27 protein-coding genes are annotated in these 26,639 nt (G+C 63.2%); 3 read left to right on the top strand and 24 right to left on the bottom strand.

Going from position 1 to position 26,639, the window contains the following annotated elements:
- The gene (locus THIDRDRAFT_RS01930) at positions 1–1,233 is read right to left on the bottom strand and encodes an HDOD domain-containing protein (protein ID WP_007039102.1); all 1,233 of its coding nucleotides are present in this window, start codon (positions 1,231–1,233) and stop codon (positions 1–3) included.
- Between the two features lie 237 nt (positions 1,234–1,470).
- Between THIDRDRAFT_RS01930 and ettA the strand changes: the two genes are divergently transcribed.
- Together ettA and THIDRDRAFT_RS01940 are read left to right on the top strand one after the other, a co-directional pair.
- Positions 1,471–3,138 carry an energy-dependent translational throttle protein EttA gene (gene ettA, locus THIDRDRAFT_RS01935; protein ID WP_007039103.1) on the top strand — a complete coding sequence of 556 codons (1,668 nt, stop codon included), beginning with the start codon at positions 1,471–1,473 and terminating at the stop codon, positions 3,136–3,138.
- An 89-nt stretch (positions 3,139–3,227) separates the two neighbouring features.
- Positions 3,228–4,094, top strand: coding sequence for an ATP-binding protein (locus tag THIDRDRAFT_RS01940; RefSeq protein WP_007039104.1), 867 nt, complete (start codon positions 3,228–3,230; stop codon positions 4,092–4,094).
- A gap of 81 nt (positions 4,095–4,175) precedes the next feature.
- On the opposite strand, the gene THIDRDRAFT_RS01945 is transcribed toward THIDRDRAFT_RS01940, so the two are convergent.
- The 15 genes from THIDRDRAFT_RS01945 to THIDRDRAFT_RS02015 form a co-directional block, all read right to left on the bottom strand.
- On the bottom strand, positions 4,176–4,952 hold the full coding sequence (locus THIDRDRAFT_RS01945; RefSeq protein ID WP_007039105.1) for a TatD family hydrolase: 777 nt from the start codon (positions 4,950–4,952) through the stop codon (positions 4,176–4,178).
- Positions 4,953–4,961: 9 nt separating this feature from the next.
- Positions 4,962–5,333, bottom strand: a complete 372-nt coding sequence (locus THIDRDRAFT_RS01950; RefSeq protein WP_007039106.1) for a PilZ domain-containing protein — start codon at positions 5,331–5,333, stop codon at positions 4,962–4,964.
- Positions 5,334–5,336: 3 nt separating this feature from the next.
- Positions 5,337–6,371 (bottom strand): DNA polymerase III subunit delta', encoded by a 1,035-nt coding sequence (locus tag THIDRDRAFT_RS01955; RefSeq protein ID WP_040843629.1) that lies wholly within the window; start codon positions 6,369–6,371, stop codon positions 5,337–5,339.
- A gap of 9 nt (positions 6,372–6,380) precedes the next feature.
- The gene (tmk, locus tag THIDRDRAFT_RS01960; protein ID WP_007039108.1) at positions 6,381–7,043 is read right to left on the bottom strand and encodes a dTMP kinase; all 663 of its coding nucleotides are present in this window, start codon (positions 7,041–7,043) and stop codon (positions 6,381–6,383) included.
- Positions 7,040–8,047 (bottom strand): endolytic transglycosylase MltG, encoded by a 1,008-nt coding sequence (gene mltG / locus THIDRDRAFT_RS01965; protein ID WP_007039109.1) that lies wholly within the window; start codon positions 8,045–8,047, stop codon positions 7,040–7,042. The genes tmk and mltG overlap by 4 nt, the downstream gene beginning before the upstream one ends.
- 13 nt (positions 8,048–8,060) lie before the next feature.
- Positions 8,061–8,945: an aminodeoxychorismate lyase gene (pabC, locus tag THIDRDRAFT_RS01970; RefSeq protein WP_007039110.1), complete on the bottom strand. Its 885-nt coding sequence runs from the start codon at positions 8,943–8,945 to the stop codon at positions 8,061–8,063.
- A gap of 34 nt (positions 8,946–8,979) precedes the next feature.
- Entirely contained in the window at positions 8,980–10,218 is a 1,239-nt protein-coding gene (gene fabF, locus THIDRDRAFT_RS01975) for a beta-ketoacyl-ACP synthase II (RefSeq protein ID WP_007039111.1), read from the bottom strand.
- A gap of 99 nt (positions 10,219–10,317) precedes the next feature.
- Positions 10,318–10,554 carry an acyl carrier protein gene (gene acpP, locus THIDRDRAFT_RS01980; RefSeq protein WP_007039112.1) on the bottom strand — a complete coding sequence of 79 codons (237 nt, stop codon included), beginning with the start codon at positions 10,552–10,554 and terminating at the stop codon, positions 10,318–10,320.
- Between the two features lie 153 nt (positions 10,555–10,707).
- Positions 10,708–11,448: a 3-oxoacyl-ACP reductase FabG gene (fabG, locus tag THIDRDRAFT_RS01985; RefSeq protein ID WP_007039113.1), complete on the bottom strand. Its 741-nt coding sequence runs from the start codon at positions 11,446–11,448 to the stop codon at positions 10,708–10,710.
- Positions 11,441–12,385 (bottom strand): ACP S-malonyltransferase, encoded by a 945-nt coding sequence (gene fabD, locus THIDRDRAFT_RS01990; RefSeq protein ID WP_007039114.1) that lies wholly within the window; start codon positions 12,383–12,385, stop codon positions 11,441–11,443. The genes fabG and fabD overlap by 8 nt, the downstream gene beginning before the upstream one ends.
- Positions 12,386–12,441: 56 nt before the next feature.
- Complete coding sequence (locus tag THIDRDRAFT_RS01995; RefSeq protein ID WP_007039115.1) at positions 12,442–13,398, bottom strand: beta-ketoacyl-ACP synthase III; 957 nt, start codon at positions 13,396–13,398, stop codon at positions 12,442–12,444.
- On the bottom strand, positions 13,398–14,426 hold the full coding sequence (gene plsX / locus THIDRDRAFT_RS02000; RefSeq protein ID WP_040843631.1) for a phosphate acyltransferase PlsX: 1,029 nt from the start codon (positions 14,424–14,426) through the stop codon (positions 13,398–13,400). Before plsX ends, THIDRDRAFT_RS01995 begins: the two co-directional genes overlap by 1 nt.
- 59 nt (positions 14,427–14,485) lie before the next feature.
- A complete protein-coding gene (gene rpmF / locus THIDRDRAFT_RS02005) occupies positions 14,486–14,662 on the bottom strand; it encodes a 50S ribosomal protein L32 (RefSeq protein WP_007039117.1) in 177 nt (58 codons plus the stop codon).
- Between the two features lie 116 nt (positions 14,663–14,778).
- Entirely contained in the window at positions 14,779–15,357 is a 579-nt protein-coding gene (locus tag THIDRDRAFT_RS02010; protein WP_007039118.1) for a YceD family protein, read from the bottom strand.
- Between the two features lie 712 nt (positions 15,358–16,069).
- Positions 16,070–16,687 (bottom strand): response regulator transcription factor, encoded by a 618-nt coding sequence (locus THIDRDRAFT_RS02015; protein ID WP_007039119.1) that lies wholly within the window; start codon positions 16,685–16,687, stop codon positions 16,070–16,072.
- Between the two features lie 223 nt (positions 16,688–16,910).
- On the opposite strand from THIDRDRAFT_RS02015, the gene folK reads away from it, so the two are divergent.
- Positions 16,911–17,447, top strand: coding sequence for a 2-amino-4-hydroxy-6-hydroxymethyldihydropteridine diphosphokinase (gene folK, locus THIDRDRAFT_RS02020; protein WP_007039120.1), 537 nt, complete (start codon positions 16,911–16,913; stop codon positions 17,445–17,447).
- Here folK and THIDRDRAFT_RS02025 read toward each other — a convergent pair.
- The 8 genes from THIDRDRAFT_RS02025 to THIDRDRAFT_RS02060 all read right to left on the bottom strand — a co-directional run bounded on the left by THIDRDRAFT_RS02025 (position 17,395) and on the right by THIDRDRAFT_RS02060 (position 26,638).
- Positions 17,395–19,230 (bottom strand): BatD family protein, encoded by a 1,836-nt coding sequence (locus THIDRDRAFT_RS02025; protein WP_007039121.1) that lies wholly within the window; start codon positions 19,228–19,230, stop codon positions 17,395–17,397. The two genes, folK and THIDRDRAFT_RS02025, sit on opposite strands and share 53 nt — an antisense overlap.
- Positions 19,230–21,329: a VWA domain-containing protein gene (locus THIDRDRAFT_RS02030; protein ID WP_007039122.1), complete on the bottom strand. Its 2,100-nt coding sequence runs from the start codon at positions 21,327–21,329 to the stop codon at positions 19,230–19,232. The genes THIDRDRAFT_RS02025 and THIDRDRAFT_RS02030 overlap by 1 nt, the downstream gene beginning before the upstream one ends.
- Before the next feature lie 25 nt (positions 21,330–21,354).
- A complete protein-coding gene (locus tag THIDRDRAFT_RS02035) occupies positions 21,355–22,335 on the bottom strand; it encodes a VWA domain-containing protein (RefSeq protein WP_007039123.1) in 981 nt (326 codons plus the stop codon).
- Positions 22,332–22,820, bottom strand: coding sequence for a DUF4381 domain-containing protein (locus THIDRDRAFT_RS02040; RefSeq protein ID WP_007039124.1), 489 nt, complete (start codon positions 22,818–22,820; stop codon positions 22,332–22,334). Before THIDRDRAFT_RS02040 ends, THIDRDRAFT_RS02035 begins: the two co-directional genes overlap by 4 nt.
- Positions 22,817–23,797 (bottom strand): DUF58 domain-containing protein, encoded by a 981-nt coding sequence (locus THIDRDRAFT_RS02045; protein WP_007039125.1) that lies wholly within the window; start codon positions 23,795–23,797, stop codon positions 22,817–22,819. Before THIDRDRAFT_RS02045 ends, THIDRDRAFT_RS02040 begins: the two co-directional genes overlap by 4 nt.
- A gap of 13 nt (positions 23,798–23,810) precedes the next feature.
- Positions 23,811–24,836 carry an AAA family ATPase gene (locus THIDRDRAFT_RS02050; RefSeq protein ID WP_007039126.1) on the bottom strand — a complete coding sequence of 342 codons (1,026 nt, stop codon included), beginning with the start codon at positions 24,834–24,836 and terminating at the stop codon, positions 23,811–23,813.
- 201 nt (positions 24,837–25,037) lie between these two features.
- The gene (locus THIDRDRAFT_RS02055; protein WP_245535762.1) at positions 25,038–25,682 is read right to left on the bottom strand and encodes an HAD hydrolase-like protein; all 645 of its coding nucleotides are present in this window, start codon (positions 25,680–25,682) and stop codon (positions 25,038–25,040) included.
- 65 nt (positions 25,683–25,747) lie between these two features.
- Positions 25,748–26,638, bottom strand: a complete 891-nt coding sequence (locus tag THIDRDRAFT_RS02060) for an SPFH domain-containing protein (RefSeq protein WP_007039128.1) — start codon at positions 26,636–26,638, stop codon at positions 25,748–25,750.
- Between the last annotated feature and the right edge of the window lies 1 nt (position 26,639).

Raw genomic sequence — 26,639 nt, forward strand, 5'->3', positions numbered from 1 at the left:
TCAACCCTTTTCGCCCCGAAGCATGGCCATGACATCCGAGATCTGCTCGCTCGCCTCGGCGATCACATCGACCTCCTCAGTTTGCCCCACCCGCCCCAGACCCAGTTTGTAATAGGCGGGAACGTCATAATAGCGCGGCAGCGGTCCACGCGACTCGGATTGATGCAGGCGATAGAGACGCGCCAGGAGGACGATGTCGCAATAATCGGGACGATCATCTTGATCCCTGTACCAATGGTCGGACTCACGGACCACCCGCACCAGCTCGGACCCCAGACCCCAATCGTTCACCACCAGCTCGCCGACCATGCCCTTGAGTCGCAGAATCGCCGCGTCCAGCTCATCGTCCGCGATCTCGCGCTCATTACGGCTGACGAAGTCGATGATGGGCACCACACCGACGTCATGAAGCAGCCCGGCCAACAGCGCCTGCTCGGGATGAAATCCCTCGCACTGCCTCGCGATTACGAAGCTGAGCGCCGAGATATGCACGCAGCGGTTCCAGGCGGCCTTCATGTGATGTTTCATGAGCGGAGACTTGCTCTTGAACACCTGCTGCATCGAGAGACTCATGACCACCGATCGGGTCATCTCCATGCCCAGACGAATGATGGCGTTGCGCACATCGGCGATCGGCTTGGCGCCCCGATACATGGGGCTATTGGACAAGCGGATCAGACCGCCGGTGACGGCCAGATCCATCTGCACGATGCGTGCGAGACGGGAGGAGGTGATATTTGGATCATTCATCGCATCCTGGATCGCCCGCGCGATCTTGGGCAGCGGGGGCAGGGACAAACGACCGTCCTGACTGGCCTGATACAGACTGGCGAGCAGACCGGTTTCCGTTTTGCTGAGCTGCGTCCTCTGAAGCGCCTCGTCCGATTTCGACGGATCTGGATCGAGGGCCAGGAACAACTGACGATCGAGGCGCAAGAACTCGCAGTCGGTCAGAAACACGGCATGGTCGCGCAGTCGATTCTCCGAGAAGACCGGCTGACAGGCCCGCATGGTCCCCGCCTCCAGGATCTCTTTGTCGTCCCCCTTGAAGAGACAGACCTTCCCCGACAGCAGGTATCCCAGCCAGGGATGCTCTTGAATCGCGGTCATCTTTCGCCCCGCAGACACAGTGGCAATCTGTCCGGAATGGGCGAGCCGCGCGCGATCCTCCTTAGCCAGCTGATGAACAGGGGCCAGGTCGTCAAGCGTCGATGCCGAAAGCGAGTGAGTCATGCGTTTCATCCAAAGTGTTCGCCACTACAACTATAGATTGACCCAAGCGGTTAAAGCCCGTCCAGTCTCTATCGGCCAGGATGCCCCATCCGACGGGGACTTTGGACATTCTCGCGACGACAGCGCAGAATGCATACCCTACGGAGGCGCAACACCTTCCTCGCGGCATGCGCCGCAGGTCCGCCAAGCGGATCGCTCCCAAGCATTCATCACGATTAGACTCAGCATTCGCACCCAATGGCTCAATACATTTACACGATGAATCGGGTTGGCAAGATCGTGCCGCCCAAGCGCGTCATCCTGCGCGACATCTCTCTCTCATTCTTCCCCGGCGCCAAGATCGGCGTACTGGGCCTGAACGGCTCGGGCAAGTCCTCGCTGCTACGCATCATGGCCGGTGTCGACACCGAGATCGAGGGCGAAGCACGCCCCCAGCCCGGCACCAAGATCGGCTATCTGTCTCAGGAACCGCAGCTGGATCCGAGCAAGGATGTGCGCGGCAATGTCGAGGAGGCGCTCGAACACATCAAGGCCGCGCTCACGCGTCTGGATGCCGTCTACGCCGCCTATGCCGAGCCGGACGCCGATTTCGACGCGCTCGCCCAGGAACAGGCCGAACTCGAGAACCTGATCGAAGCGACCGACGGCCACAATCTGGACCGCACGCTGGAGGTCGCCGCCGACGCCTTGCGTCTGCCGCCCTGGGATGCCGACGTCACCAAGCTCTCCGGTGGCGAACGCCGCCGCGTCGCGCTCTGCCGCCTGTTGCTCTCCAAGCCCGACATGCTGCTGCTCGACGAACCGACCAACCATCTGGACGCCGAGTCGATCGCCTGGCTGGAGCGCTTCCTGCACGAGTATCCGGGCACCGTGGTGGCCGTCACCCACGACCGCTACTTCCTCGACAATGTCGCCGGCTGGATTCTGGAGCTCGACCGTGGCCACGGCATCCCCTGGGAAGGCAACTATTCCTCCTGGCTCGATCAGAAGGAGAAGCGTCTGGAGCTGGAACAGAAGCAGGAACAGGCCCGCATCAAGGCCATGAAGCAGGAGCTAGAGTGGGTGCGCTCCAACCCCAAGGGTCGGCATGCCAAGAGCAAGGCGCGTCTCGCCCGCTTCGACGAGTTGCAATCGCAGGACTTCCAGGCCCGTAACGAGACCAACGAGATCTACATCCCGCCGGGTCCGCGTCTCGGCGATCTGGTGATCGAGGCCGAGGGGTTGAAGAAGGCCTACGGCGACAACCTGCTCTACGAAAACCTCTCGTTCAGTCTGCCGAAGGGCGGCATCGTGGGGGTTATCGGCCCCAACGGCGCGGGCAAGACCACCCTCTTCCGCATCATCACCGGCAAGGAACAGCCCGATGCCGGCACCCTGAAGGTCGGTGAGACGGTGCAGGCGGCCTATGTCGATCAGAGCCGCGACGCGCTCGACGACAGCAAGACCATATGGGAAGAGATCTCGGACGGTGCCGACAACATCATCGTCGGACGCTACGAGATGTCGTCGCGCGCTTACTGCGGTCGTTTCAATTTCAAGGGAACCGATCAGCAGAAGCGCATCGGCGACCTCTCGGGCGGCGAGCGCAACCGCGTCCACCTGGCCAAGGTACTGAAGAGCGGCGGCAACCTGCTGCTGCTCGACGAACCGACCAACGACCTCGACGTCGAGACTCTGCGCGCACTCGAAGAGGCGCTGCTGGTGTTCCCCGGCTGTGCCGTGGTCATCAGCCACGACCGCTGGTTCCTCGACCGTATCGCCACCCACATCCTGGCGTTCGAAGGCGATTCCGAGGTGGTCTGGTTCGAGGGCAACTATGCCGACTACGAGGCCGATCGTCACCGCCGTCTAGGCACCGAGGCCGACCAGCCGCACCGCATCAAGTACCGCCGTCTCTCCGCCTAAGATCCGATCATCAGCCACCGGCTTCCAGCTCACAGCAGTGTAGCGAGAAACGGGTGGCTGACTGCCGACCGCCTGAATTGGCTGCAAACATGACTCAAACCGATCGACTCCTGACCCGACTCGACGCGCTCGTCGACCGACTGGAACAGCTGCTCCCATCCGACACACCAACACCCGATTGGAGCGCGCACGCCTTCCGCTGGCGCGCCAAGGCCGAAAGCGGTTGGCTGCAAGCGGTTCATGCAACGCACCGACTCGAACTCGCCGACCTGCTGGGATTGGAGCGACAAAAGGAAGAGATCGACCGCAACACCGCCCAGTTCATTGCCGGACGCGGCGCCAACAATGTCCTCTTGTGGGGCTCGCGCGGCACCGGCAAGTCTTCGCTGGTCAAGGCGGTCTTCAATCGCTACCGCGACCAGGGGCTGCGTCTCATCGAGGTCGACAAGGACGACCTCATCCAGTTGCCCGACATCTTGGACCTCATCTACAACCGACCCGAACGCTTCATCCTCTTCTGCGACGACCTCTCGTTCGAGGCCAACGAATCGAGCTACAAGGCACTCAAGGCGGCACTCGACGGCTCCATCGCCGCGACACCTGACAACGTGCTCATCTATGCCACCTCGAATCGCCGCCATCTGCTGCCCGAGTTCCATTCGGAGAACCGCGAGGCGCGCATCCAGGACGGCGAGCTGCATCAAGGCGAATCGGTCGAGGAAAAGATCTCGCTGTCCGATCGCTTCGGTCTCTGGGTGTCCTTCCATCCCTTCAACCAAGCCCAGTATCTGGAAGTCGTGCGCCACTGGCTCGAACGCCTGAACGCCGAGCCCGACACACACGGAGATTGGGAGCTGATCGAACGCTCTGCCCTGCAATGGGCGCTACGCCGAGGATCGCGCAGCGGACGCACCGCATGGCAGTTCGCCAAGGATTGGGCCGGACGCGTCAACTGAGGCGACGGAACCGCACAGGCACGAAAGGGCGCGCAGGTCTTTCTTGGCGTGCCCCGCACCTGCGCGGTTCAACGCCTGTCTTCAAACCGAAGGCCGGAAGAGTCTCAGATAGTTCTCTGCGGTCAGGGCTGCGACTTCATCCCGATCCATGCCGCGAATCTCGGCAATGCAATCGGCGACATGCTGAACATAGCGCGGCTCGTTCGGTCGGCCGCGATGCGGTACCGGGGCGAGATAAGGTGAGTCGGTTTCGATGAGCAGACGATCCAGCGGCACCTGGCGCGCCACCTCGCGCAGATCGGCGGCATTGCGGAAGGTGAGGATCCCCGAGAAGGAGACGTAGAAGCCCAAATCGAGTCCCTGTTTGGCCATCTCCCAGGACTCGGTGAAGCAATGCAGCACACCGCCGACCGCGTCGGCGCCCTCCTCGCGCAGGATACGCACCGTATCCTCGCGGGCATCGCGCGTATGGATGATGAGCGGTTTAGCGCACGCACGCGCGGCGGCGATATGGACGCGGAAACGCTCGTGCTGCCAGGCGAGGTCGCCCTCGCTACGAAAGTAATCCAGCCCCGTCTCGCCGATCGCGACATTACGCGCGTCCTCGGCCAACTCGACCAGACGCTCGAAGGTCGCCTCGATCCCGTCTTCATGATTGGGATGGACACCGACCGAAACGTCCACCTCTGGATAGGGATCGATCAGTCGGCGCATCGCAGAATAGCTTTCGAGGTCGATGCCGACACACAGCATGCGACCGATACCCGCCTCTCGGCAGGCGCGCATCATGGTGTCGAAATCGCCGGCATGGTTCTTGAGATCGACGCGGTCCAGATGGCAGTGCGAATCAACGAGCATCAAGGATCCTTACATGGTGTGATTAGGGCGATCCGAGGTCAGCGCACCGGCGAGATAGTCCTCGATTTTGCGCCGGGCAATGCCCTTGTCCTGATCGCTGAACTGAACCCCGACACCGATGGAGCGGTTTCCCTCCGCCCCGGACGGGGTGACCCAGACGACCTTGCCGGCCACCGGGATGCGATCCGTCTCGTCCATCAGTTGCAGCAGCAGGAAGATCTCGTCGCCGAGCTGGTATTTCTTGGCGGTCGGGATGAAGAGCCCACCGTTCTTGATGAAGGGCATGAATGACGCGTAAAGCGCGCTCTTGTCCTTGATGGCGAAGCTGAGGATCCGCTGCTGTCCCCCGAGTCCACCGAGGGGATTGGAGGGCATGCTCATGAGTCAGTATCTCCGGGTTTCGATGCGCTGGCTGAGCCGGAACCAGTCGATGGCCAGCGCTTCCAGCATCAAGGAATGATTCAGGTTGCTATCGGCGAGCGCCCGACTCTCCATAATCCGCTTGAGAAACCGATGGCCCGCCGCCGACTCGATCCGCTCGGCCAGCTGACTGAATGCCTCGCGCTGGTCCGGATTGATGAGTTTGACCGCTTCGGGGACCGCCTTCAACCGCAAGAGGTCACAGACCCAGCCGCTCAACCAATCGAGCATCTGAGCCGGACCCTGGGCAGTCCATGCGGCCGCCTCGACAACCGGGTCGCGCCGGCCCAAGGCAAGATCGATAAAGCCTTCGAGTCGCTGACGCCTCTGATCGAAGAGATCCTGATCGAACTCGACCAAGGCCCGTAAGGGCGCGCCGTGGGCCAAACGCAACGGGATGATCGGATCCATATCCGGGCACGGTAGACGCCCGCTCAACCACGCCAGCGCAACGGATTCATCCGGAATCGGCACCTTGATCTGCAGGCAGCGGCTACGAATGGTCGCCGGTAGCTGCCCGGAGTGCTCGGCGATCAGACACAAAAGGGTCTGGCCCGAGGGTTCCTCAAGGGTTTTGAGCAGCGCATTGGCGGCGGATGGATTGAGGTGGTCGGCCGGGTCGATCAGGGCGACCTTCCAGTCCGCACGGCTCGGGGTCAGCGATTCATGCTCCGAAAAGGTCCGTATCGTGCCGACCGAAATCTCGCGCGACTTGCCGCCGGGCTCCGGACCCACCCGAGTCAGATCCGGATGACTGCCCGCCGCAAGCAGCAGACAATCCGGACAGTGTCCGCAGGCGTATCCCTCGGCATCACGTGCCCGACAGAGCAGCGATCGGGCGAATGCCTCGGCGAGTTCGCGCTTACCGACCCCCTGAGGACCGGTAATGATCATGGCATGCGCCAACCTCTGGGAGTCGCGCGCGGCCCCCACACGCGACCAGATTTCATCCAGCCAAGGCGGAAGTCGGACCGAGCCGGGATCAGCCGTCGCGTTCATGGGGCCGCATCAAGCCTCGCTATCCCAGTGCCTGACGAAGGATTCGACGAGCGATCGAACTTGACGGGTGACCTCATCCAGATGGGCCGCTGCGTCGACCACCCGATAACGCTCGGGCGCCGCCTTGGCGCGGGCCAAATAGACGGCCCGAGCCGCCGCGAAAAAGGCCAGATCCTCGGCCTCGAAGCGATCGGTCTCGCCACCATTGCGCGCCCGGGCTCGGGCCAACCCCATCTCCGGGGGAAGATCGAGCACCAGCGTCAGATCGGGACGCAGATCGCCCTGGACCAGGGTCTCCAGCGTTGCGATGCGCCCCGGATTGACCCCGCGCCCACCGCCTTGATAGGCATAGGTCGCATCGGTGAAACGGTCGCAGATGACCCAGGTTCCGACCTCCAGGGCCGGCCGGATGGTCTTCTCCAGATGCTCGGCGCGCGCGGCGAACATCAACAGCAGTTCGGCGGTCTCGTTCATCCCCCGATTCTGCGCATCCAGAAGCACCGAGCGCATCCGTTCCGCGATCGGCGAGCCGCCTGGCTCGCGGGTGGTGACGACCCGACACCCAAGCTCCTGGAGCAACGCCGCCAGGTTGGCGATCTGGGTCGACTTTCCGGCCCCCTCGATCCCTTCCAGGGTGATGAAACGACCGCGCGTGACAGAATTCGAGTTCATGGCTTGCTCAGGATATAGCGCCGGACCGCACGATTGTGCTCTTGGAGCGTCCGGGAGAAGGCGTGGGTTCCATCGCCCTTGGCGACGAAATAGAGGCTGTCTCCAGCGGCCGGCCGCACGGCGGCACGGATTGCGCCACGCCCAGGCAGGGCGATAGGGGTCGGCGGCAACCCATCAATCACATAGGTGTTATACGGAGTGTCGGCACGCAGATCGGCCCGACGCAGATTGCCGTCGAACTGCTCGCCAAGTCCGTAGATGACAGTCGGATCGGTCTGTAACCTCATGCCCATGCGCAACCTGCGCACGAAGACGCCGCCGATCTGAGGGCGCTCCGCCGCGACGGCGGTCTCCTTCTCGATAATGGAGGCCATGATGAGTGCCTCGTAAGGCGTCGAGAACGGCAGGTTGGGTTCGCGATCCTCCCACGCCTCCTCCAGGATCCGATCCATGCGCCGCATGGTCTGCTTCAGCAAGGCGAGACGCGCCATGTGACGCGGAAAGCGATAGGTATCCGGGAAGAAGAGCCCTTCGGGATGCATACCCGGCCGCCCCAAACGCTCCATCAGGGCATCGTCGGACAGTTGAGAGAGCGGCTCGCCAGTCAACGCTTCCTGGGCGTCCAAGACAGCCAGCGCCTGACGGAAGGTCCGGCCCTCGACGATGGTCAAATCGTATTGGATCACCTTGCCCGAGACGATGTGATCGAGGAAGGCCGAGGGGGTCATGTCCGGGGTAACTGCATACTCGCCGGCCTTGATGGACGACTGCTGACCCTTCCGATAGGCCAGGGCGACGAAATAATAGGGCCGCGCCAGAATTCCGCGCTGCACCAGGTCATGGGTCAAGGCATTGAGCGAGGTTCCGCGCGGGATCTCGACGACCGCCCTGGGTCCGGAGACCGACAGCGGGGTCTTCAGAAAATGTTGGTATTCAAGCGCAAGACCGCCAACCAGGGACAGGGTCGCCAGCAGCAAAACACCGAGACTGATACGCCAGATCATGGATGGCCCCTCCTCATTCAGGCCTTCGAGCGGCCGACCAGAACTCCCGCAGAAAGGTCCAGGGCAGGCCATCCAGTGAATAGGAATGTCCGTCGAGCTCACGCACGGGCCAGACGCCAACCAGCGTGTTGGTCAGCAAGAGTCCCTGGGAGCGCTCGATCTCCGATGGCCCGAGCGGCTCGACGCGACAGGGAATGCCGGCGGTCTCGGCCCTTTCAAGGAGCAGGGCGCGACGCGTCCCGGCGATACCGGCCCGGTCGACCGGAGGTGTCCGTAGCGCACGACCGTCCCAGAGAAAGGCGTTGGTCATGGTCCCGCCGACCAGGAATCCGGATGGATCGAGCATCAGCCCCTCCTCGATCGTCCCATTCTCGGCCTCCAGACCATCCCACTCGCGACGCGCGAGCACCGAATCCAATCGATTGAGGTGCTTCATCCCGGCCAACGCGGGGTTTAACGAGGCCGGCGTTCGACAATAGCGCGCGCGAATCCCCTCCTCCCGGAACCGATCGACCCCGGAAGCAAGAGGATAGACCAAGAGCAAACGATGCGGCTCAGGCGCAGCTGGAGGCCGATAGCCTCGACCACCACGACCACGGGTGACGAGGATCTTGAGAACCGCCGAATCGAGTCCGGCGACGAGCGCCCGCACCTCGCGACCGAGGTCGTCCGCAGCGGGAAGCGGGATACCCAGACGCTGGGCACCAGCATACAAGCGATCGAGATGACGACGCCACTGACAGGGACGTCCATCCTGGATCAGAACCGTCTCGAACAGACCGTCGCCATACTGAAGCCCACGATCGAGAACCTCAATGAGTTCGGCCGGACGGCCATCGATAAAAACCACCGGGGACGCATCAAGCGTCCCCGGTGGTTTCAGTCTTTCATCCGTCATGCCCAGAGTTTCAACGCGCGCGTTGAAACCCGAGTCAGGCGCGCCGGAAGATCAGGGTTCCGTTGGTGCCGCCAAAGCCAAAGGAATTGGACAGCGCAACCTCAATCGGCATCTCACGCGCCGTATTGGGCACGTAGTCGAGATCGCAGTCCGGATCCGGAGTCTGATAGTTGATAGTCGGTGGAGCCACCTGATCGCGAAGCGCCAGAATGGTGAAGATGGCCTCGGCACCACCAGCCGCGCCCAGCATATGACCGGTCATGGACTTGGTCGAGCTGACGCACAGCTTGTAGGCATGATCGCCGAATGCACGCTTGACGGCGCGCGTCTCAGCCGCATCGCCCGCAGGAGTCGAGGTGCCATGCGCGTTGATGTAGTCCACCTGCTCCAGGTTGAGACTCGCATCGTCGAGCGCCGTGAGCATGCAGTTCGCCGCACCCTCGCCGTCTTCCGACGGAGCGGTCATATGGTAGGCATCCGAGTTCATGCCAACGCCCACCAGCTCGGCATAGATGGTGGCACCGCGCGCCTTGGCGCGTTCGTACTCTTCGAGCACCACCACGCCGGCACCGTCGCTGAGGACGAAACCATCGCGTTCCTTGTCGAAGGGACGACTCGCGGCCTCCGGTGCGTCGTTACGGGTCGAGAGCGCACGTGCTGCGGCGAATCCACCCAGACCGACCGGTGAGGTCGCCATCTCGGCACCACCCGCGACCATGACGTCGACGTAGCCGTGACGGATCATGATGGCGGCCTCGCCGATGTTGTGCGCACCCGTGCTACAGGCGGACACGATCGAGTAATTCGGACCCTTGAGACCGAATTTGATCGACAGGTTGCCAGCCACCATGTTGATGATGTTAGCGGGCACGAAGAACGGCGAAATGCGCCGCGGTCCCTTATCGCGATACGCCTGGTAGTTGTTCTCGATACCGGTGATTCCACCGATGCCGGAGCCGATCGCGACACCGATCCGACGGCAGTTGGACTCGTCGATCTCCAACCCGGAGTCGGCGATGGCCTGACAGCCGGCCGCCATGCCGTAGTGGATGAACTTGTCCATCTTCTTGGCTTCTTTTTCCGAGATGTACTGACTCGGATCAAAACCATAGATTGGACCGCCGAAGCGGGTACTGAACGGTTCGATATCGAAATGGGTAATGGGCTTGATCCCGCTTCTGCCAGCCAGAATGCTGTCCCAGGAGGATTTGACATCTAGACCAACGGGGGCCACGAGGCCCAAACCGGTGACGACTACCCTTCTTCCTGCCATTACTTACCTCTATCGTTCAGAACGCCACTTTCGACGAGCCCGATCCGCGCCCAGATCCATTTGCGGCGCGTGGCGGTACGCATGATCGCGAATCCGGCCTCAGGCCTGATGCGCGTTGATGTAATCGATGGCCTGCTGGACCGTCGTGATCTTCTCTGCGTCTTCGTCCGGAATTTCGGTCTCGAACTCTTCTTCAAGGGCCATGACCAACTCCACGGTGTCGAGGGAGTCCGCACCCAGATCGTCGACGAAGGACGCCTCGGCGTTGACTTCTTCTTCTTTGACGCCCAATTGCTCGACAACGATTTTACGAACTCGATCTTCAACGCTGCTCATAGGAATAATTCCTCCGGATGAAAAGAAATGGCCCCTTCTGGACCAGGGCGTATTCTAGTGACAAACGATGATCGATGAAAGCCAAGATCGGCTATAGCGATCATCATTCAAAAAACTGATTTAAAAGGAGTATTTGATTTAATACCGTCTACATCACGCCATGTGCATGCCGCCATTGACATGCAAAGTTTCACCCGTGATGTATGCGCCACCCGGCGAGGCCAGAAAGGCGACCGCGCTTGCGATCTCCTCCGGCTGACCAAGCCTGGCCAGCGGGATGGCCGAAAGCAGGCTTTCGCGATGCGCATCGGGCAGCGAGCGGGTCATATCCGTATCGATGAAGCCCGGCGCCACACAATTAACGGTCACACCGCGTGAACCCACCTCACGAGCCAAAGACTTGGTGAAGCCCATCATGCCGGCCTTGGCCGCCGCGTAGTTGGTCTGGCCGGCATTGCCCATGGCACCGACCACCGAGGCGATGTTGATGATGCGTCCCTTGCGGGCCTTGGTCATGGCGCGCAGACAGGCCTTGGAGAGGCGGTACAGAGAAGTCAGGTTGGTATCGATCACCGAATCCCACTCATCGTCCTTCATCCGCATCAGCAGATTGTCGCGCGTGATGCCGGCATTGTTGACCAAAATACTCGGCGCGCCGAACGCCTCGGTCATCTGGGCCAGCGCCGCATCGACGGAGGCTTGGTCGGAAACGTTCAGGACCAGCCCCATACCTTGGTGACCGACCTCGGTCAGCGCCTGACCGATTCCAGCCGCGCCGGATTCCGTCGTGGCCGTCCCGACAACGGTCGCGCCCTGTTCGGCCAGGAGCATGGCGATCGCACGGCCGATTCCACGAGAAGCGCCGGTTACGAGCGCGATTTCACCTTTAAGCATGGGCTGTGGCCTCCAGCGCCGCCTCTAGAGTCTTGGGATCGAAGACCGGCAGCGTCTTCATGTTGTCATCGATTCGTTTGCATAGACCGGTCAATACCTTACCGGGGCCGCACTCCAGAGCGGTCTCGACGCCTTGCTTGGCCACCGTCTGCACGGTCTCGACCCAGCGTACCGGACTGTAGAGCTGACGCACCAGGAGATCCCGCAATGACTCGACCGATTCTGCGGAGGTCACGCTGACATTGTGCAGCACCGGAACCACCGGCACCGACAGGGCGATATCGGCGAGACGCTCGGCGAGACGCTCGGCGGCGGGCTGCATCAGGGCGCAATGAGAGGGCACGCTGACCGGCAACGCCAGCGCGCGCTTGGCACCAGCCGCCTTGGCGGCCGTAATCGCACGTGCGACCGCAGCACTCTCGCCGGCAATGACGACTTGCCCGGGGGAGTTGAAATTGACCGCCGACAGAACCGCACCCTGCGCCTGTTCCTCGCAGACGGCGAGCACCTGCTCGTCAGCGAGTCCGAGCACGGCCGCCATGGCGCCCTGCCCAGCGGGCACGGCCTCCTGCATAAACCGCGCACGATCTGCGGCAAGACGCACGCCATCGGCGAAGGAAAGCGACTCGGCCGCGACCAGCGCGGCATATTCACCGAGGCTGTGGCCCGCCATCAGGGCCGCGGATCCGCCGCCGGCCTGAAGCCAAGCGCGCCACACGGCGATCCCGGCGGCCAGCATCGCCGGTTGGGTGTTCTCGGTCAGATCGAGATCCTCTTTCGGACCCTGACTGACGAGTTGCCAGAGATCTTTGCCGAGCGCGTCGGACGCCTCCTCGAAGGTGTGGCGGACGCTGGTATAGGATTCGGCAAGCGCATCGAGCATGCCGACGGACTGCGAGCCCTGACCGGGAAAGAAGACTGCGAGAGTGTTTGCCATTGGAAAGGATGCGTTGCGATCTATTGAGGTTTTCGGAATCGACGGAGGTGCGGGGCTCAGTAACGAACCAGCACGGATCCCCAGGTGAAGCCGCCCCCGAACGCCTCCATCAGCAGCCGTTCGCCACGTTGAACGCGTCCATCCCGAACGGCCTGATCGAATGCCAGCGGGATCGAGGCCGAAGAGGTGTTGCCGTGCTCGCCGACCGTCACCACCACCCGCTCCATCGGAAGGCCCAGCTTGCGCGCCGTCGCCTGAATGATGCGGATGTTCGCCTGATGCGGAATCAGCCAGTCGACATCCGACTTGCTCATGCCGTTGGCCTCAAGCGTCTCCTCGACGATCCGCCCGAGCGTGGTCACGGCGAAGCGGAAGACCTCGTTGCCCTTCATTTCGACATAGGGGGAGCCCGTATGGGCGTTACCGACACCGGCAGGTACCTGCAGCAGGTCCTTGTAGGCGCCGTCCGCGTGGATATGGGTCGAGATGATGCCGGGCTCGTCCGATGCCTCCAGCACGACTGCGCCAGCACCATCGCCGAACAGCACGCAAGTGCCACGATCGTTCCAATCGAGGAGGCGCGAGAAGGTCTCAGCGCCAACCACCAGGGCGCGCTTGGCCGAACCGGTGCGAACGAACTTGTCGGCGATGCTCATCGCGTAGACGAAACCGGCGCAGACTGCCTGGACATCGAAGGCCGGGCAGCCGTGGACGTCGAGACGCTGCTGGAGCAGACAGGCCGTACTGGGGAAGGCCTGGTCCGGCGTGGTGGTCGCAACGACGATGAGATCCAAATCGGCGGCCTGGATTCCGGCTGCGTCCAGCGCCCGACGGGCGGCGGCCTCGGCCAGATCGCAACAGGTCTCGCCATCCGCTGCAAGGTGCCGCTTCTCGATACCGGTGCGCTCCAGAATCCAGTCGGCCGTCGTGTCGACGATCTTCTCCAGATCCGCGTTAGTCACCACGCGCTCCGGCAGGTAGCTGCCGGTCCCGAGAATGCGGGAATATTTCATCAAGCCGTTTCCCTGTACTGAGTGGGATCCAGATGTCGCCCGACCTGCTCGCCAATGCGTTGCGGGATGTTCGCGATAATCTCTTTCTCGGCGATATAGATGGCGTTCTCGAACGCCATCTGATCCGCGCCGCCATGACTCTTGATGACGATGCCACGGAGCCCGAGCAGACTGGCACCGTTGTAGCGACGTGGATCCATGGTTCGCTTGAATGCCTTGAGAATGGGCAATGCAGCCAACCCAGAGAGCTTCGTGAACCAGTTGCGCTTGAACTGGGCGCTCAGCGAGTTCCCGATGAATTTGGCCACGCCCTCGCTGCACTTGAGGGCCACGTTGCCGATGAACCCATCGGTGACGACCAGATCGATGTCTTCGAGATAGATGCCGTCGCCTTCGATGTAACCGATGTAGTTCAGGCCGCTGTTCACCAAAAGCTCATGGGCCTGCTTGACCTGCTCGTTGCCCTTGATCTCTTCCTGACCGATATTGAGCAACGCGACACGCGGCTTGTCGATCCCGTCGACGGCGGACACCAGCTCGCTGCCCATGACCGCAAACTGGAACAGATGCTCCGCCGTGCAATCGACGTTCGCACCAAGATCCAGCATGTGGGTGTGGCCAAACATGGACGGAACGGCGGTGATGATGCCGGGGCGATCGACGCTCGGCAGCGTTTTCAGCACGAAGCGCGCCGTCGCCATTAGGGCGCCCGTGTTCCCCGCGCTCACGCACGCGTTGGCCTCGCCCGCCTTGACCAGATCGATGGCGACACGCATGGAGGAGTCCTTCTTCCCCCGCAACGCCTTGGAGGGAGACTCGTCCATGCCCACTTCCTGCGAAGCGGGATGGATACGAATCCGATCCCTCGGCGCTCGCTTCAGAAGCTCCTCGATACGTGCCTCATTGCCGACCAGGATGAGGTCGACATGGGGATTCGCCGCCGCGAACTTGACTGCTGCGGGCACAACGACGCCTGGACCGTGATCGCCACCCATGGCGTCTAGCGCAATGGTACATCTCTGCTTCATGACCTTAGTCTTACGACCCAAACCGGCTGGATGTTGGAGACTGGAGCGAGCGCTCGCAATCACTCCGACTTGTCCACAACCTTGCGGCCGCGATAGAAGCCATCGGGGGTCACATGATGACGCAGATGCGTCTCGCCACTGGTCGGATCGACCGCGAGGGTCGGCTTGGACAGTGCGTCGTGCGAGCGGCGCATGCCGCGCTTCGAGGGGGTCTTGCGGTTTTGTTGGACGGCCATCGTACTCTCCACAGGCTGAGCGAAGTCAGGACTCAGCCGCTTCACCCATTAGGTTTCAATTCAAAATCCAAATCGACCTGCCGGCACTCCAGGATTACCCCAAAGACCGGAGGAAGTCAGTTCAGTTTCTCCGACTCGCGCTTGAGCGCAGCGAGAACGGCAAAGGGATGTTCATCCCGTCCATCGCTCGCCTCCGCCTCAGACGCCTTCTCACCGACACCGGAGGCGGCACCCTCATCGACGGGATGCCCCGGAGGGAGGCAGGCACCCGGCGCGTGCCGAGGAACGATCGGAATGGAGAGCAGCAGCTCATCCTCGATAAAATCGAGCAGACGCATCGAATCGTCCTCGACGACCAATACATCCAACTCATCCCCCAGCGCGTTCGCCACGTGGTCGTTAGGCGCCAGGGCCACGCGCGGCGCGGCCTCGACATCGACCAACAGGTTTCCCATACAGCGCTGGCAAACGAGTTTGAGCTGGGCTCGAATCTGGCCAGAGACCAGAAACCGCCCCGCCTCATCCCGCCCGAAATCGAGACGATAGGAGACCAACGAAGGCCCCGACTCGCCTTCGGAATCGACGACCGCCGCCACAACGCGCGGCAGATCGCTCAAGGCGACACGGCCAACGAACGAGAGGCCGCCTTTCGCCGCGCGCCAGGGGTCGAGATGCTCGGGGAGGGATTCCGACATAAGCCGGCAAAGTTAACCGATCAGGACTGACCGAGTCAATTGAAGCGCATCAATCCAAACAAGATTTTGAGACAAAGCTTGTGCAGCCAAACCCGTCTCACACGGCGCGGGGATCGAGCCCGCGTGATCGCGGCTCAAAGGACGTGGACGACAGAGGCGCGGGAGCCTTTGCTTTGGGCAAAAAAAAATCCCCGCCCTCTTCGCCGGAGTCGATGGCGAAGCGGAGGGGAAGTTCAAGTGTTACCGCACTCTATGAAGTATTGGATCTGAATCCATCCGCAACCTTCGCGCCCCTCAAGCCCGAAGGCCCCGAGGCATGACACGCGACTACGGCGTGCGGTTTATAATAAATAGCTCGGCGACGAATCGTCCGATGCTCCTCCTCGTCTTCTTCTCGTTAAATCTCTTGCTGCGCCCGTCACAGCCAAACCAGGCGCCTGATGGCGATACCCTGGGATCTGTCAACTGCAGGAATCACATTTCTGCAATTCCCTTCGAATTGCGAGGCAGAATAATCGACGAACGGCAACCGAGATATCCGTAGGACCACTCAGTTTCCGGTGCGCGCTAGAGATCGAGCCATTCCGGCCAGCCAGGGCGGAAGATCAAACCGAAGAGGAATCGGGAGGTACGAGGGCAATGCCGAAAGCACGGAGCCAGACGCCCCGATCGCCATGAGGAGCCTGGAGCCTGGGACGGCCCCAGATCATTTTTAGGGTGAGCGAACCGGACAGACTGCCGCCATGCGGCAGAGTTCGGCCAAATTGGACGCCTGCATCTTCTCCATCATACGCGCGCGGTGATTCTCGACCGTGCGCGGACTGATCCCCAGGTGACGCGCGATATCCTTGTTCGTCATCCCCTGGGTGGTGAGCAGCAGGACTTCGTGCTCGCGCGGGGTCAGCAGGCGAAAGCGCTCCAGAATCCCCTCCTCGGAGGCGGCCGTCTCGCGCCGCTTGCGATTCTCGGCAAAGGCCGCCTCGACCCGCTTCAAGAGGATATCGGTACTGGCCGGCTTTTCGAGGAAGTCGATAGCGCCACCCTGAATGGCACGCACCGTCGTCGGCACGTCGCCAAAGGCGGAGAGAAAAATGATGGGCAGCAGGCTGCCACGCTCCAACAAGGCGTTCTGTAGATCGAGCCCAGTCATCTCGGGCATACGCTGATCGAGCAGCAGACAGCCTTGATCTTGTGGAGAAAAGGCATCGAGGAAGGCTGCGGCGGAGGCGAAGCTCCTGGCCCGATACCCGGCGAGATCAAGGATGAGCGTCAGCGAATCGCGCATGCCCTGATCGTCATCCACGATGAAAACGGTCTGTACATCTGTCATTCCATTGGCCCCTGGACGCGAAGCTGCAAGCGAAGCACATCCTATCGCAAGGTAGATCAAAACATCCTGCTATTGTCGCAAACACTGCTACGCTTGTGACCCTCGACACACGACCAGCGGCCAGCGGCCAGCGGCCAGCGGCCAGCGGCCAGCGGCCAGCGGCCAGGATGATCGCACCAGCGAACGATCCAATCTAAAGTTGCCCCAGACGACAAGAAGCGCCATGACATCCCAGACCACGGCTTTCATCGCAATCGGCTCGAACATCGAGCCGGAGCACCATATCGAGCAGAGCCTCGCGCGGCTGAACGCGCTCCCGGGCACGCAGATCCAGCGCTGCTCCTCATGGTATCGGACCAAGGCCTGGGGCATCGAGGAGCAGCCGGATTTCGTCAACCTCGTGGTCGAATTGAGCACGCCACTGAGCCCGAGCGCCCTACTGAACGAGACGCAAGGGATCGAGTCCGATCTCGGCCGCGTACGTCATCTCAAGAATGGCCCGAGAACCATCGATCTGGATATTCTGATCTTCGGCGATCGGGTGATCGAGGAAGCCGACCTGCGCATTCCGCATCCTGGGCTCGCGCAGCGCGATTTCATGTTGATCCCGTTGATCGAGATCGCCCCGGACACCCTGCACCCGGTCCAGGGGTGCAGGATGAGCGCGCTGACCGATGAGATCATCTATCGCCAAATACTGGAATCGATCAGGCCCGGGGATAGAGCTCCGGAAGCGGCCCCTCATCCCCTTCATCCATAAGCGCGCCGGCCCGATCGAGCAGCGGACCAAGACGACTCCAAACGGCGCTCCCATCCCAGCTTGAGCCGGGCGGCGCATAGATGGCGCGATCGATCTCGGTCAGGACCTCCAGCGCATCCGCGTCATCGAACCGTAGCGCGAGCGCATTCAATCCGTTGGGCGACGCCTCGCCCCACATCGCCTGCCCCCAGAGGATGAGCGCCTGACGCGCCGCGCGCGGGTCATTATCCAGACATGCCTTCTCGATTCGACGTCGAGCGGCGGAGCGATCGAGACCGCGCAGCCCACCGATGCTCGGGCTCAACTTGGCGGAATCCCGAGCCGAGTCCCGTCTGACGCGCCGCTCGCGCAGCCACCAGACCAGTGTCGCGAGCCAGGCGAACCCAAAGCCTCCGGCCAGCCAGGGCCAGATTCCACTCCCCGTACCCGAGCCAGGCGACTGTGCCGGAGCCGGAACCATCACCGCAGGAGACTTGGGCTCGGGCGCAGCGGTGGTCGGCTCGGCCGTCTGAGAGCTGCCAACCGGCGGGGGTTGCACGTCAGGTGCCGGACTGGGAGCCGGCCCGCCGGCGACCTCGACCGTGCGCGCCGGAACCACCGCTACGCGCGGCAGGTCGGCCTTGGTATCCCACCAGGGCAGACGGATCTCGGGTAGCGTCAGACGGCCCGCACGGGTCGGTACGATGGCGGTCTTGAAGGTCTTGACAGCGGTCGGCGCCGCCGTCCCTGCCAGATCCTCGCTCTTGGGCTGATCGGGATAGACCTGAGCGCCTTCCAGGGTTCCAGTATCCAGATTGGGCAACTGGGCCGAGGTGGCGCCCTCGACCGTCAGGGTCAGGGTGCGTGTCACCGGCTCGCCGACCTTGAAGACCGGAGGATTCGGTGTCCATTCGTCGGCGATCTGCACCGAGGTCGCCGGCAACCAGATGGAGCCCGACTCCGCAGGCTGGGGGCGCACCTCAAGCGTCACGTCGTCCGCCCGCTCGATGATCCGACGGGTCGACTGACCGAACCCGGCGATATTGGGAAAGCCCTGGAACATGCTCCCACCGAAGGCCTCGTCCAGATCGGCGAATGGATCGCGCCGCGCACGACGACTGGTGTCGAGCACCATGGCTTCCAATCGCGGCGAGGCGATGGTCAGGGGTCCGCTCTGTAATGGCGTCACCCGGTAGCGGCGCTCGATGACGCGATAGAGCACGCCGTCGACGTATTCGTCGTAGCTGCGGTCGTCGCCGACCTGCTGGATGGTCGCATTCTCTGCGACAGGATCGGACAATGCGGCCCGCTGTGGCGGCTGGCGGAAATAGACCTTGATTCGATAATCGAATGCCTGCTGAACGTAAGGGGTGTGTTCGCTCACCTCCTCCTTGAGGAACAGCGGTTTGTTTCCCGTGCTCGCGATATTGGCCGAACCCGTCACCACCTCGACGGTGACCGGCTGACTCTGGCTCTGTCCCAGGGTAAGCGACGGAATCCTGAGCACGCCGGGGTGCTTGGGCGCCAACTCGATCGTCCATTCCCGCGTGCTCGACATCCGACCGTTGACGATACTGGTGGTCTTGCTCTGTCCACGGCTCAGGATGTCGAAATCGCGACTCAGAGGCGAAAGATCCGGTTCGCCTTGGGTATCGCCCTCGGCCACCAGTTGCAGACTGACGGTCTCGTTGGCATTGATGCGCGTGCGATCGACCCGTGCCGTCAGATCGGCGGCCTGAACAGCGAGTCCAATCGACAGCAGCAGCACGCCTAACGCCGCGCGCAAAAGCGGTGTGTTCAGCATCAGGGTAAACGCCCCTCTCGACGAAGATGTTGTAACAAGAAACGCTGACGCAACAATCCGGCCGGATCGTCTGGAACGCTGCGCAATTGGGCCTCCATCGCCTGCTGACGCTCGCGCTCGGCAGGCGTCAGATCATCCAGGCCAGACCCTGACTTGGACGCGTCCTGCTCGGAGTCCGGGTCGGATTGCGCCGCATGCAATCGACGCTGGATCGCTGCGTTCGCGTCAGAGTCTCGATCCGAATCGGCCGATTCATCCGACGATGCCCCCAGCGCGTCCTTAGAGAAATCCTCGGCGCTGGGCTTGGATCCGGCCGACCGATCGGCGCCCTGGGACTGATCGCCATCCGCCGCCGATGTGTCGCTATTCGATTCCGAGCCCTTGGATGACTGCCCCGCCTCGGACTCCTGCGACGACTGATCGGACGGTTCGCCCGCATTCGAGGTTTGTGGGGTCTGCCCCGAAGCCTTGGATGACTCCTGGTTCTGTGCCTGACTCCCAGATTGGCCATCACTCCCATCAGGCGCCTTGTCCTGGTTCTGGCCAGAATTCTGGTCCGCGCCAGACTCGCCCGAGCCGGACTGATTCGATTGCGACTGGTCTTGCGCGTCTTCTCCTCCCTGGTCTCCAGCAGATTCGGAACCCTGTTTTGAGTCGCCCTTCTGCGACGGATCCTGCTGTGACTGGTCTTGCTTCTGCTGAGAGTCCTGCTGACTCGAATCCTGATCCTGGCGCTGTTTCAGGAGCTGCTTGACCAGCTCGAGATTATGCTTGGCGTCGGCGTGATCCGGGTTCTGTTTCAGTGCGTGCTCGTAGGACTTCACCGCCTCGTCGAGCCGACCGAGCCGCGCCAGCGCATTGCCTCGATTGTAATCCGCCTCGGGGCCTTGCAGATTGGCCAGCGATTCCAGCGACTGATCGTAGTGCCCAGCACGATAGTGCGCCGCCGCGCGCCAGGACGGGTCGGAAAAACGCTCTGCCGCGCCAGCGGCATCGCCCGCATCGAGCCTGTGCGCGGCCTGCTGATCCGGGCGCGCCCAGAGATCCGACCAACCGAAGGCGTAGCTCGGCTGCGGCGGCAGGAAACAGACGAGCATCAGCGCCGGCAACAGCCAACCGCGACGGAAGGCCAGTGCCGCCAACGGCAAGACGAGCAGCAGCAGCCAGGGCCCCTCCTCGCGCCAGCGGTCGGCGATCAGATCGGTCTTCTCGACCGTCGCGTTCAAGGCGGACGTGGAGTCGACGAGTGCCGCCGTATCCCCCTCGCCAACCTTGGCAACCAGGAAGCGTCCGGCACCGGCACGCGCCAGCTCCTTCAGCCGCTGACTGTCGAGGCGCGCCATAAGGATCCGCCCGTCGGACGCCTTGAGAAAACCGCCCTGAGGATCCGGCACCGGCGCGCCCTTGGCGGTGCCGACCGCGAGCACGGACAGATGACGTCCCTTGGACGCCAGAGCGTGCGCCTGTTCCAGCGCGCCGGCCATCGACCCCACGTCGTCCGTCACCAGGATGAGCGTTCCGCCGTTCGACTTGGCGCGATCGAGCATCTCGCCCGCCAGCTTCAGGGCCAGATCGGTCCGGCGCGGTCCAGGCACCGGGATCAGGTCCGTACTCAACTGGGGCACCTGGGCGGCGATGGTCCGCGCATCCGTGGTCAGGGGCGACACCACGAAGGGCTCGGAACCGAAGGCGATCAGACCCACCTGCCCCTCTTTGCTCGCCTTGAGCAGATCCTGGATCTCAAAGCGCGCCCGAGCCAGACGCGAGGGCGCGAGGTCGGCCGCGTTCATCGTCGGGGACAGGTCCAGCAGGATGATCCGCTGCGCAGCGGTCGTGAAGACCGGTTGAGGCAATCGCTCCCAGACCGGACCGGCGAGTGCGAGCACCACCAGGGCGCTGGCAAGGGTGAACAGGAGCAGCGGCAGACGCCGTCCCGCCCCCGACGTCTCGCCGACCAGAAGGTGTGGCAACAGATGGGCGTCGACCAGTCCGCCCCAGACCGAGTCGCCGGATCGGCGACGCCAGGCCACAACGGCGATCAGCAAGATCGGCACCAAGGCGAGAAGCCAGAAGGGTCTCAATAGATGAATGTCGGGCATCGTCAATCGATGACCTCCCTAGAAATCAGACACGACGAACGGCCGCGTTCAGCGCCAGCCCGGTCGCCAACATCAGGGCGAGCGCGGCCGGCCAGACGAAGAGCGCGCGCTGAGGCCGATAGGTCCGCTCGTCCCGCTGGTTGGGTTCGAGCCGATCGAGTTCGGCATAGATAGACTCCAGCTGCTCGCGATTGGTCGCGGCGAAGAAGCGGCCACCGCCGATCTTGGCGATCTCCTTGAGCGTGCTCGGATCGAAGTCCGACCCTTGTCGCACCAGGCGCATGCCGAAAGGCGTGCGGATACCGACATCGCCACCACCGATGCCGATGGTGTAGATGCGCACCCCGGCCTGGGCGGCCAGCTTCGCCGCCGCGATCGGGTCGAGCGCGCCCGCCGTATTCTCGCCGTCGGTGAGCAGGATCAGTACGCGATTGCCCTCGGGCTGGTCGCGCAGACGCTTCACCGCCAGCGCGATGGCGTCCCCGATCGCCGTCTCGCGACCCGCCAATCCGACCACGGCCTCGCGCAGCATGGTCGCAACCGTCTCAGCGTCGAAGGTCATGGGCGTCTGCAGATAGGCCTGGGAGCCGAAGAGGATGAGCCCGAGTCGATCCTCGGCGCGACGCTCGATGAAACGCGAGGCCACCGCCTGGACCGCCGCCAGTCGCGAAACGGCGTGTCCGTTCAGCTCGTAGTCATCCTGTTCCATGCTGCCCGAGATATCGACCGCCAGCATCAGGTCGCGCCCGGCGATCGGCAGTCCGATCGGATCGCCGACCCATTGTGGCCGCGCCGCCGCCAGCACCAGCAAGCCCCAGGCCAGCAGTGCAACACCGACCCGCCAGCGCGAAATCCGGCCAGGTCGAGACGTGGTTTCCAGGGCGAGACGACGGTAGAAAGGCAGACGCAATGCGGCGCCCGCCTCCTCGGACGCACGCGGCAGAAATCGAGCCAGCAGGGGCAGCGGCAGCGTGGCAAGCACCCAGGGCCAGTCCAGTTGAATCATGATGCAGCCTCCGCGTTGGCGCGAATCCAGCGCTCGGCGAGCTGGATCAGACCATCCGAATCGGTCTTCTCCAAGCACCGGCCGCGAAACGAGACCTTGAGCAGGGCACGCCCCGGTCCATCGCTGAACCCGCCCTCGCCGCCCGTGGCGTCGAGAAAACCCAGCCAGTCGCGCCCACTGAGTCCGGCGACCCGCTCGCGCGGAAAACGCGCCAGCGCCACACGCCGGAGCAGACGCGATAGCTCGGCGACGAAACGACGCTCATCGCCGTCACGCTCCAGGCTCGTGCGCAGCTCGACCAGTTGCGCCAAGGCCGCGCGCGGCATGGCGCGACGTCGCCGCCAATGCCTCAACCCGATCGAGGCAACCGCAAGCACCGCGAGCAGCAGGACGAGCAAGGCCCACCAACCGGGCGCAGGCGGCCACCAGCTCACTGGATCGGGCAGATGCCAGTCGCTCAGACCGGCCAATGGATCGGCATTCATCTGCGCCCTCCCGTGGACCCAGCCACTCGACCGCCCCCCAACGCCAGCGCCAATGCCGGACCGACCGCATCCTCGGTCGTGAGCGAGACCAGATGGGCCCGCTCACGTCGCGCCAGCTGCTCCAGACGGTCGCGCTGCTGGGCGAAATAATCCTCATAGGCGCGTCGCGCGGCAGCGCTGGTCAGGTCCAGAATGCCCCGCTCCTGCTCGGTCCACACCGGATAGCGGCCGGGAGGCGGCACGCTCGACTCGATCAGATCCTGGACCTGGACCAGGATGAGCTCGCTCCCAGACGTAATCTGGGATGCCCAGCCGCCACGCTCGGCCGAGAGCTCGGCAAAATCGCTGACGACGACCACCAGGCTGCCTGGACGCACCAGTCGCACCAAGTGCTCGGCGGCCGATTCGATCGAGGCATGGCCGCCGCCACTCTCGATGCCATTCGCAACGCGGGGCGCTGCGGCGAGACGGTCGAGCAGCGGCAGCAGCGCGGTACCACGCGCGGCCGGACGGCGCTCCAGATGGCTCGATTCGTCGAAGACCAGACCACCGACCCGGTCGCCGCGGTCTGAGGCGGCCCATCCGAGCAATGCGGCAACCTGGGCGGCGATCACCGACTTGAAGGCGACACGGGTCCCGAAACGCATGCTGGATCCCTGGTCGATCAGCAACCACACGGGCCGCTCGCGCTCCTCGCGAAAGAGCTTCACATGAGGGACGCCGGCGCGTGCCGTCACGCGCCAGTCCATGTTGCGCGGATCGTCTCCGGGCTGATAGCGACGCGACTCGTCGAACTCCATCCCCCGTCCGCGAAAGCGCGAGAGATGGCCGCCGCTACGGGTCGCGAGCACCCGGCCGCGCGGAGCCAGATCCAGACGCCGGGCCTGACCGCGCAGCGCGATCAGCTCCTGGAGCCCGATACGAATTCCGCGCGGCGGAGCGTCGCCACCGGAACGATTGCTGCTGAAGGGACTCATGCGACGCGATCGATCAAGGAGCAGGCACCCGCGCCAGGAGCGCGGCGATGAAGGCATCCGGGCTGTGACCGGCCGCCTCCGCCTCATAGGACAGCAGTACGCGGTGACGCAGCACATCGGGCGCCAGCGTCTGAACGTCCTCGGGTGATACATAGTCGCGCCCGCTCAGCCAGGCCAACGCTCGCGAGCAGCGATCGAGCGCGATGGTGGCGCGCGGGCTGGCACCGAAACGCAGCCAACCGTCGAGATCCTGTGCATAGGCCCCCGGATTGCGGGTCGCCATCACCAGATGGACCAGATAGTCCTCGACCTCCGGGGCCATGTAGAGCCCCAGAATGGCCTGGCGCGCCGCGAAGACGTCGGACTGCGAGACCTCGACCCGGGAGGTTTCGGGTGGCTCGCCACGCGCCTCGTCCCGGGTCAAGCGCAGGATGGCACGCTCGGTCGCGAGATCGGGATAATCGACCCGTACGTGCAGCAAGAACCGGTCGAGCTGCGCCTCGGGCAAGGGATAGGTTCCCTCCTGCTCGATCGGGTTCTGGGTCGCCATCACCAGGAACAGCGGCGGCAAGGCATAGGTCTCGCGCCCCACCGTGACCTGACGCTCGCCCATCGCCTCCAGCAAGGCCGACTGCACCTTGGCCGGCGCCCGGTTGACCTCGTCGGCCAGCAGCAGGTTGTGGAAGATGGGCCCGCGATCGAAGCGGAAGCTGCCGTCGTTGGGACGATAGATCTCGGTCCCGGTCAGGTCGGCCGGCAGCAGGTCGGGGGTGAACTGGATACGGTGAAAGTCGCCCTCCAGCCCCAGCGCCAACTGTTTGACGGCGGTCGTCTTGGCCAGACCGGGCGCGCCTTCCACCAGGAGGTGCCCGTCGGCCAGCAGCGCGATCAGCAGTCGATCGATGAGCGCGCGCTGGCCCAGGATGTTGCGCCCGATCTGTTCGCGTAGCGCGGAAAAGGTTTCAGCCAGCCCGCTCGCCCCGGTCTGTTTCCGCAGCGAGGGATTCGGCTGCGTCGTCTGTGTCTCGTCCAAGGTCAAGTCGATCTCCGTTGTACCAAAAGAGCGATCGGCCTCCAGCAACCGGCCGCCAACCTTGCGGCGGCACTGCCTCCGGCCTTGCTGGAGGCGGGCATCTGGAAGCGGAAGACGCTCATCTATTGTCGATGTCGAACTCGACGCCTTCGGCCGTCGGTTGGGAATACAGTTCCAGATTCGGCGGTCTATGTCCGTTAAATCTTGTTAATCGTGAGGGCTTGGCCAGATTCGGACGAGGTGTTCGAGCAGGTCGCCCGGACGCTCCAGCAGACAATCGGGGCCTGCCGAGGCGAGTCCCTCTGGCGCGGTGTAACCCCATGATACGGCAGCGAATCCGGCGCCGACATCGCGCGCGGCATCCAGGTCGCGCAGCTCATCGCCGACATAGATCAGATCGGCGGCCCGAATGCCCTCGCGCCGGATCAGACCACGCAAGGCCCGCGCCTTGCTGAAGAGCCCGGTGCCGCCGATGACGACGTCGAACTGGTTCAGACCATAACGGGCGACATAGTCGCGCAGACTGGATTCGGCGTTGGAGGACAGCAGACCGAGCCGGTAGCCGCGTCGATCGAGTTCGAGGAGGAGCTCGGGCACGCCCTCGACCGGAGGCGTCTCCATCAGCTCGGCACGCATGGCGGCACGCATGCGTCTGGCGAGCTGGGGTACGCGATACAGGGGCACGCCGAGGATGCGGATCACGTCGCGGACATGCATCCCGCGCATATCCTGGAGCTGTTCCCGAGTCAGGTCACCGCAGCCGAAGGCGGGACCGACCGACTGCAACGCATTGAAGGCGGCATCGAAGCTGTAGACCAGGGTTCCATCGAAATCGAAACAAATCTGAGGCAAGGCAAGACTCTGAAACAGAGGTCGGGTGGACACCGAACCCACCCGACCGAAGCGACACATCGACCCTATGGGCCGACCTGAACCAGGATTTCCGAACCGCTCGGCAACACCTCGACTGCCGCGCCGGACTGGATGAGCTGCTCGGTCTCCATCACCTCCATCACGGCATCCAGCACCTCCGAATCCTTCTGGGCGATGGCGTTCAGCGCATCGCCGACGATCGCTGGACGCGCCGCAGCAGCCTCGGCCATCTTCTGGGAGACCTTGAAAGCGGTCTGACTCTTGATGAGGCCGACCCGGTTCTCGCCGTCCTGCTTCATGGCGCTGGTCACCTGCACCAGACGCTTGACCACCTTTTCGGTGATGTTATCGACCATCTGGCGATCGGTGAAGGCGACCTTGCGGATATAGACCGAACCGAGCTTGTAACCCCATTGCTCGGACAGTGGCGAGACCGTCACCCGCACCCGGCGGCTGAGCTGATGGCGATCCTCCAGCATCTTGTCCATCTCCAGGTTGCTCAGGGTCGAGATGGTGGAGCTGGCCACATTGGCCTGAAGCGAGGACTCGGGATTGGCGTTGCGGAACAGATAGGAGACCGGATCGCTGACCTGCATCTCGTACCAAATGCCCACACCCATGGGCGTGCCCTCCTCCGAGTTGACCATCTGGTCGCGCAGATAATGCTGACGCAGCGTGGTCGGAACGCGATACAGCTTGCCGAAGAAGGGTACCAGTAGCGCCTTGACCCCGAAATGGGCCAGCGGAAAACGCAGCCCCGGTTCGTCCAGGGTACCGATGACCTTGCCGAACAGGGTGAAGACCTGTGCCTGGCGTTCGACAACGACCGCGTACAGACCCAGGATTCGGGCAATGGCGAGCAACACTGGGATGTAGACGACGCCGAGCACGAAGGCGATGACCACACCGATCGAGCTATCCAGATCGAGAAACATG

The sequence above is a fragment of the Thiorhodococcus drewsii AZ1 genome (genome assembly GCF_000224065.1).
Lineage (GTDB): Bacteria > Pseudomonadota > Gammaproteobacteria > Chromatiales > Chromatiaceae > Imhoffiella > Imhoffiella drewsii.

What these genes read in the sequence shown, in the direction of transcription:
- THIDRDRAFT_RS01930 (WP_007039102.1), bottom strand. Translation starts at nt 1,233, where the DNA reads ATGACTCACTCGCTTTCGGCATCGACGCTTGACGACCTGGCCCCTGTT.
- ettA (WP_007039103.1), top strand. Translation starts at nt 1,471, where the DNA reads ATGGCTCAATACATTTACACGATGAATCGGGTTGGCAAGATCGTGCCG.
- THIDRDRAFT_RS01940 (WP_007039104.1), top strand. Translation starts at nt 3,228, where the DNA reads ATGACTCAAACCGATCGACTCCTGACCCGACTCGACGCGCTCGTCGAC.
- THIDRDRAFT_RS01945 (WP_007039105.1), bottom strand. Translation starts at nt 4,952, where the DNA reads ATGCTCGTTGATTCGCACTGCCATCTGGACCGCGTCGATCTCAAGAAC.
- THIDRDRAFT_RS01950 (WP_007039106.1), bottom strand. Translation starts at nt 5,333, where the DNA reads ATGAGCATGCCCTCCAATCCCCTCGGTGGACTCGGGGGACAGCAGCGG.
- THIDRDRAFT_RS01955 (WP_040843629.1), bottom strand. Translation starts at nt 6,371, where the DNA reads ATGAACGCGACGGCTGATCCCGGCTCGGTCCGACTTCCGCCTTGGCTG.
- tmk (WP_007039108.1), bottom strand. Translation starts at nt 7,043, where the DNA reads ATGAACTCGAATTCTGTCACGCGCGGTCGTTTCATCACCCTGGAAGGG.
- mltG (WP_007039109.1), bottom strand. Translation starts at nt 8,047, where the DNA reads ATGATCTGGCGTATCAGTCTCGGTGTTTTGCTGCTGGCGACCCTGTCC.
- pabC (WP_007039110.1), bottom strand. Translation starts at nt 8,945, where the DNA reads ATGACGGATGAAAGACTGAAACCACCGGGGACGCTTGATGCGTCCCCG.
- fabF (WP_007039111.1), bottom strand. Translation starts at nt 10,218, where the DNA reads ATGGCAGGAAGAAGGGTAGTCGTCACCGGTTTGGGCCTCGTGGCCCCC.
- acpP (WP_007039112.1), bottom strand. Translation starts at nt 10,554, where the DNA reads ATGAGCAGCGTTGAAGATCGAGTTCGTAAAATCGTTGTCGAGCAATTG.
- fabG (WP_007039113.1), bottom strand. Translation starts at nt 11,448, where the DNA reads ATGCTTAAAGGTGAAATCGCGCTCGTAACCGGCGCTTCTCGTGGAATC.
- fabD (WP_007039114.1), bottom strand. Translation starts at nt 12,385, where the DNA reads ATGGCAAACACTCTCGCAGTCTTCTTTCCCGGTCAGGGCTCGCAGTCC.
- THIDRDRAFT_RS01995 (WP_007039115.1), bottom strand. Translation starts at nt 13,398, where the DNA reads ATGAAATATTCCCGCATTCTCGGGACCGGCAGCTACCTGCCGGAGCGC.
- plsX (WP_040843631.1), bottom strand. Translation starts at nt 14,426, where the DNA reads ATGAAGCAGAGATGTACCATTGCGCTAGACGCCATGGGTGGCGATCAC.
- rpmF (WP_007039117.1), bottom strand. Translation starts at nt 14,662, where the DNA reads ATGGCCGTCCAACAAAACCGCAAGACCCCCTCGAAGCGCGGCATGCGC.
- THIDRDRAFT_RS02010 (WP_007039118.1), bottom strand. Translation starts at nt 15,357, where the DNA reads ATGTCGGAATCCCTCCCCGAGCATCTCGACCCCTGGCGCGCGGCGAAA.
- THIDRDRAFT_RS02015 (WP_007039119.1), bottom strand. Translation starts at nt 16,687, where the DNA reads ATGACAGATGTACAGACCGTTTTCATCGTGGATGACGATCAGGGCATG.
- folK (WP_007039120.1), top strand. Translation starts at nt 16,911, where the DNA reads ATGACATCCCAGACCACGGCTTTCATCGCAATCGGCTCGAACATCGAG.
- THIDRDRAFT_RS02025 (WP_007039121.1), bottom strand. Translation starts at nt 19,230, where the DNA reads ATGCTGAACACACCGCTTTTGCGCGCGGCGTTAGGCGTGCTGCTGCTG.
- THIDRDRAFT_RS02030 (WP_007039122.1), bottom strand. Translation starts at nt 21,329, where the DNA reads ATGCCCGACATTCATCTATTGAGACCCTTCTGGCTTCTCGCCTTGGTG.
- THIDRDRAFT_RS02035 (WP_007039123.1), bottom strand. Translation starts at nt 22,335, where the DNA reads ATGATTCAACTGGACTGGCCCTGGGTGCTTGCCACGCTGCCGCTGCCC.
- THIDRDRAFT_RS02040 (WP_007039124.1), bottom strand. Translation starts at nt 22,820, where the DNA reads ATGAATGCCGATCCATTGGCCGGTCTGAGCGACTGGCATCTGCCCGAT.
- THIDRDRAFT_RS02045 (WP_007039125.1), bottom strand. Translation starts at nt 23,797, where the DNA reads ATGAGTCCCTTCAGCAGCAATCGTTCCGGTGGCGACGCTCCGCCGCGC.
- THIDRDRAFT_RS02060 (WP_007039128.1), bottom strand. Translation starts at nt 26,638, where the DNA reads ATGTTTCTCGATCTGGATAGCTCGATCGGTGTGGTCATCGCCTTCGTG.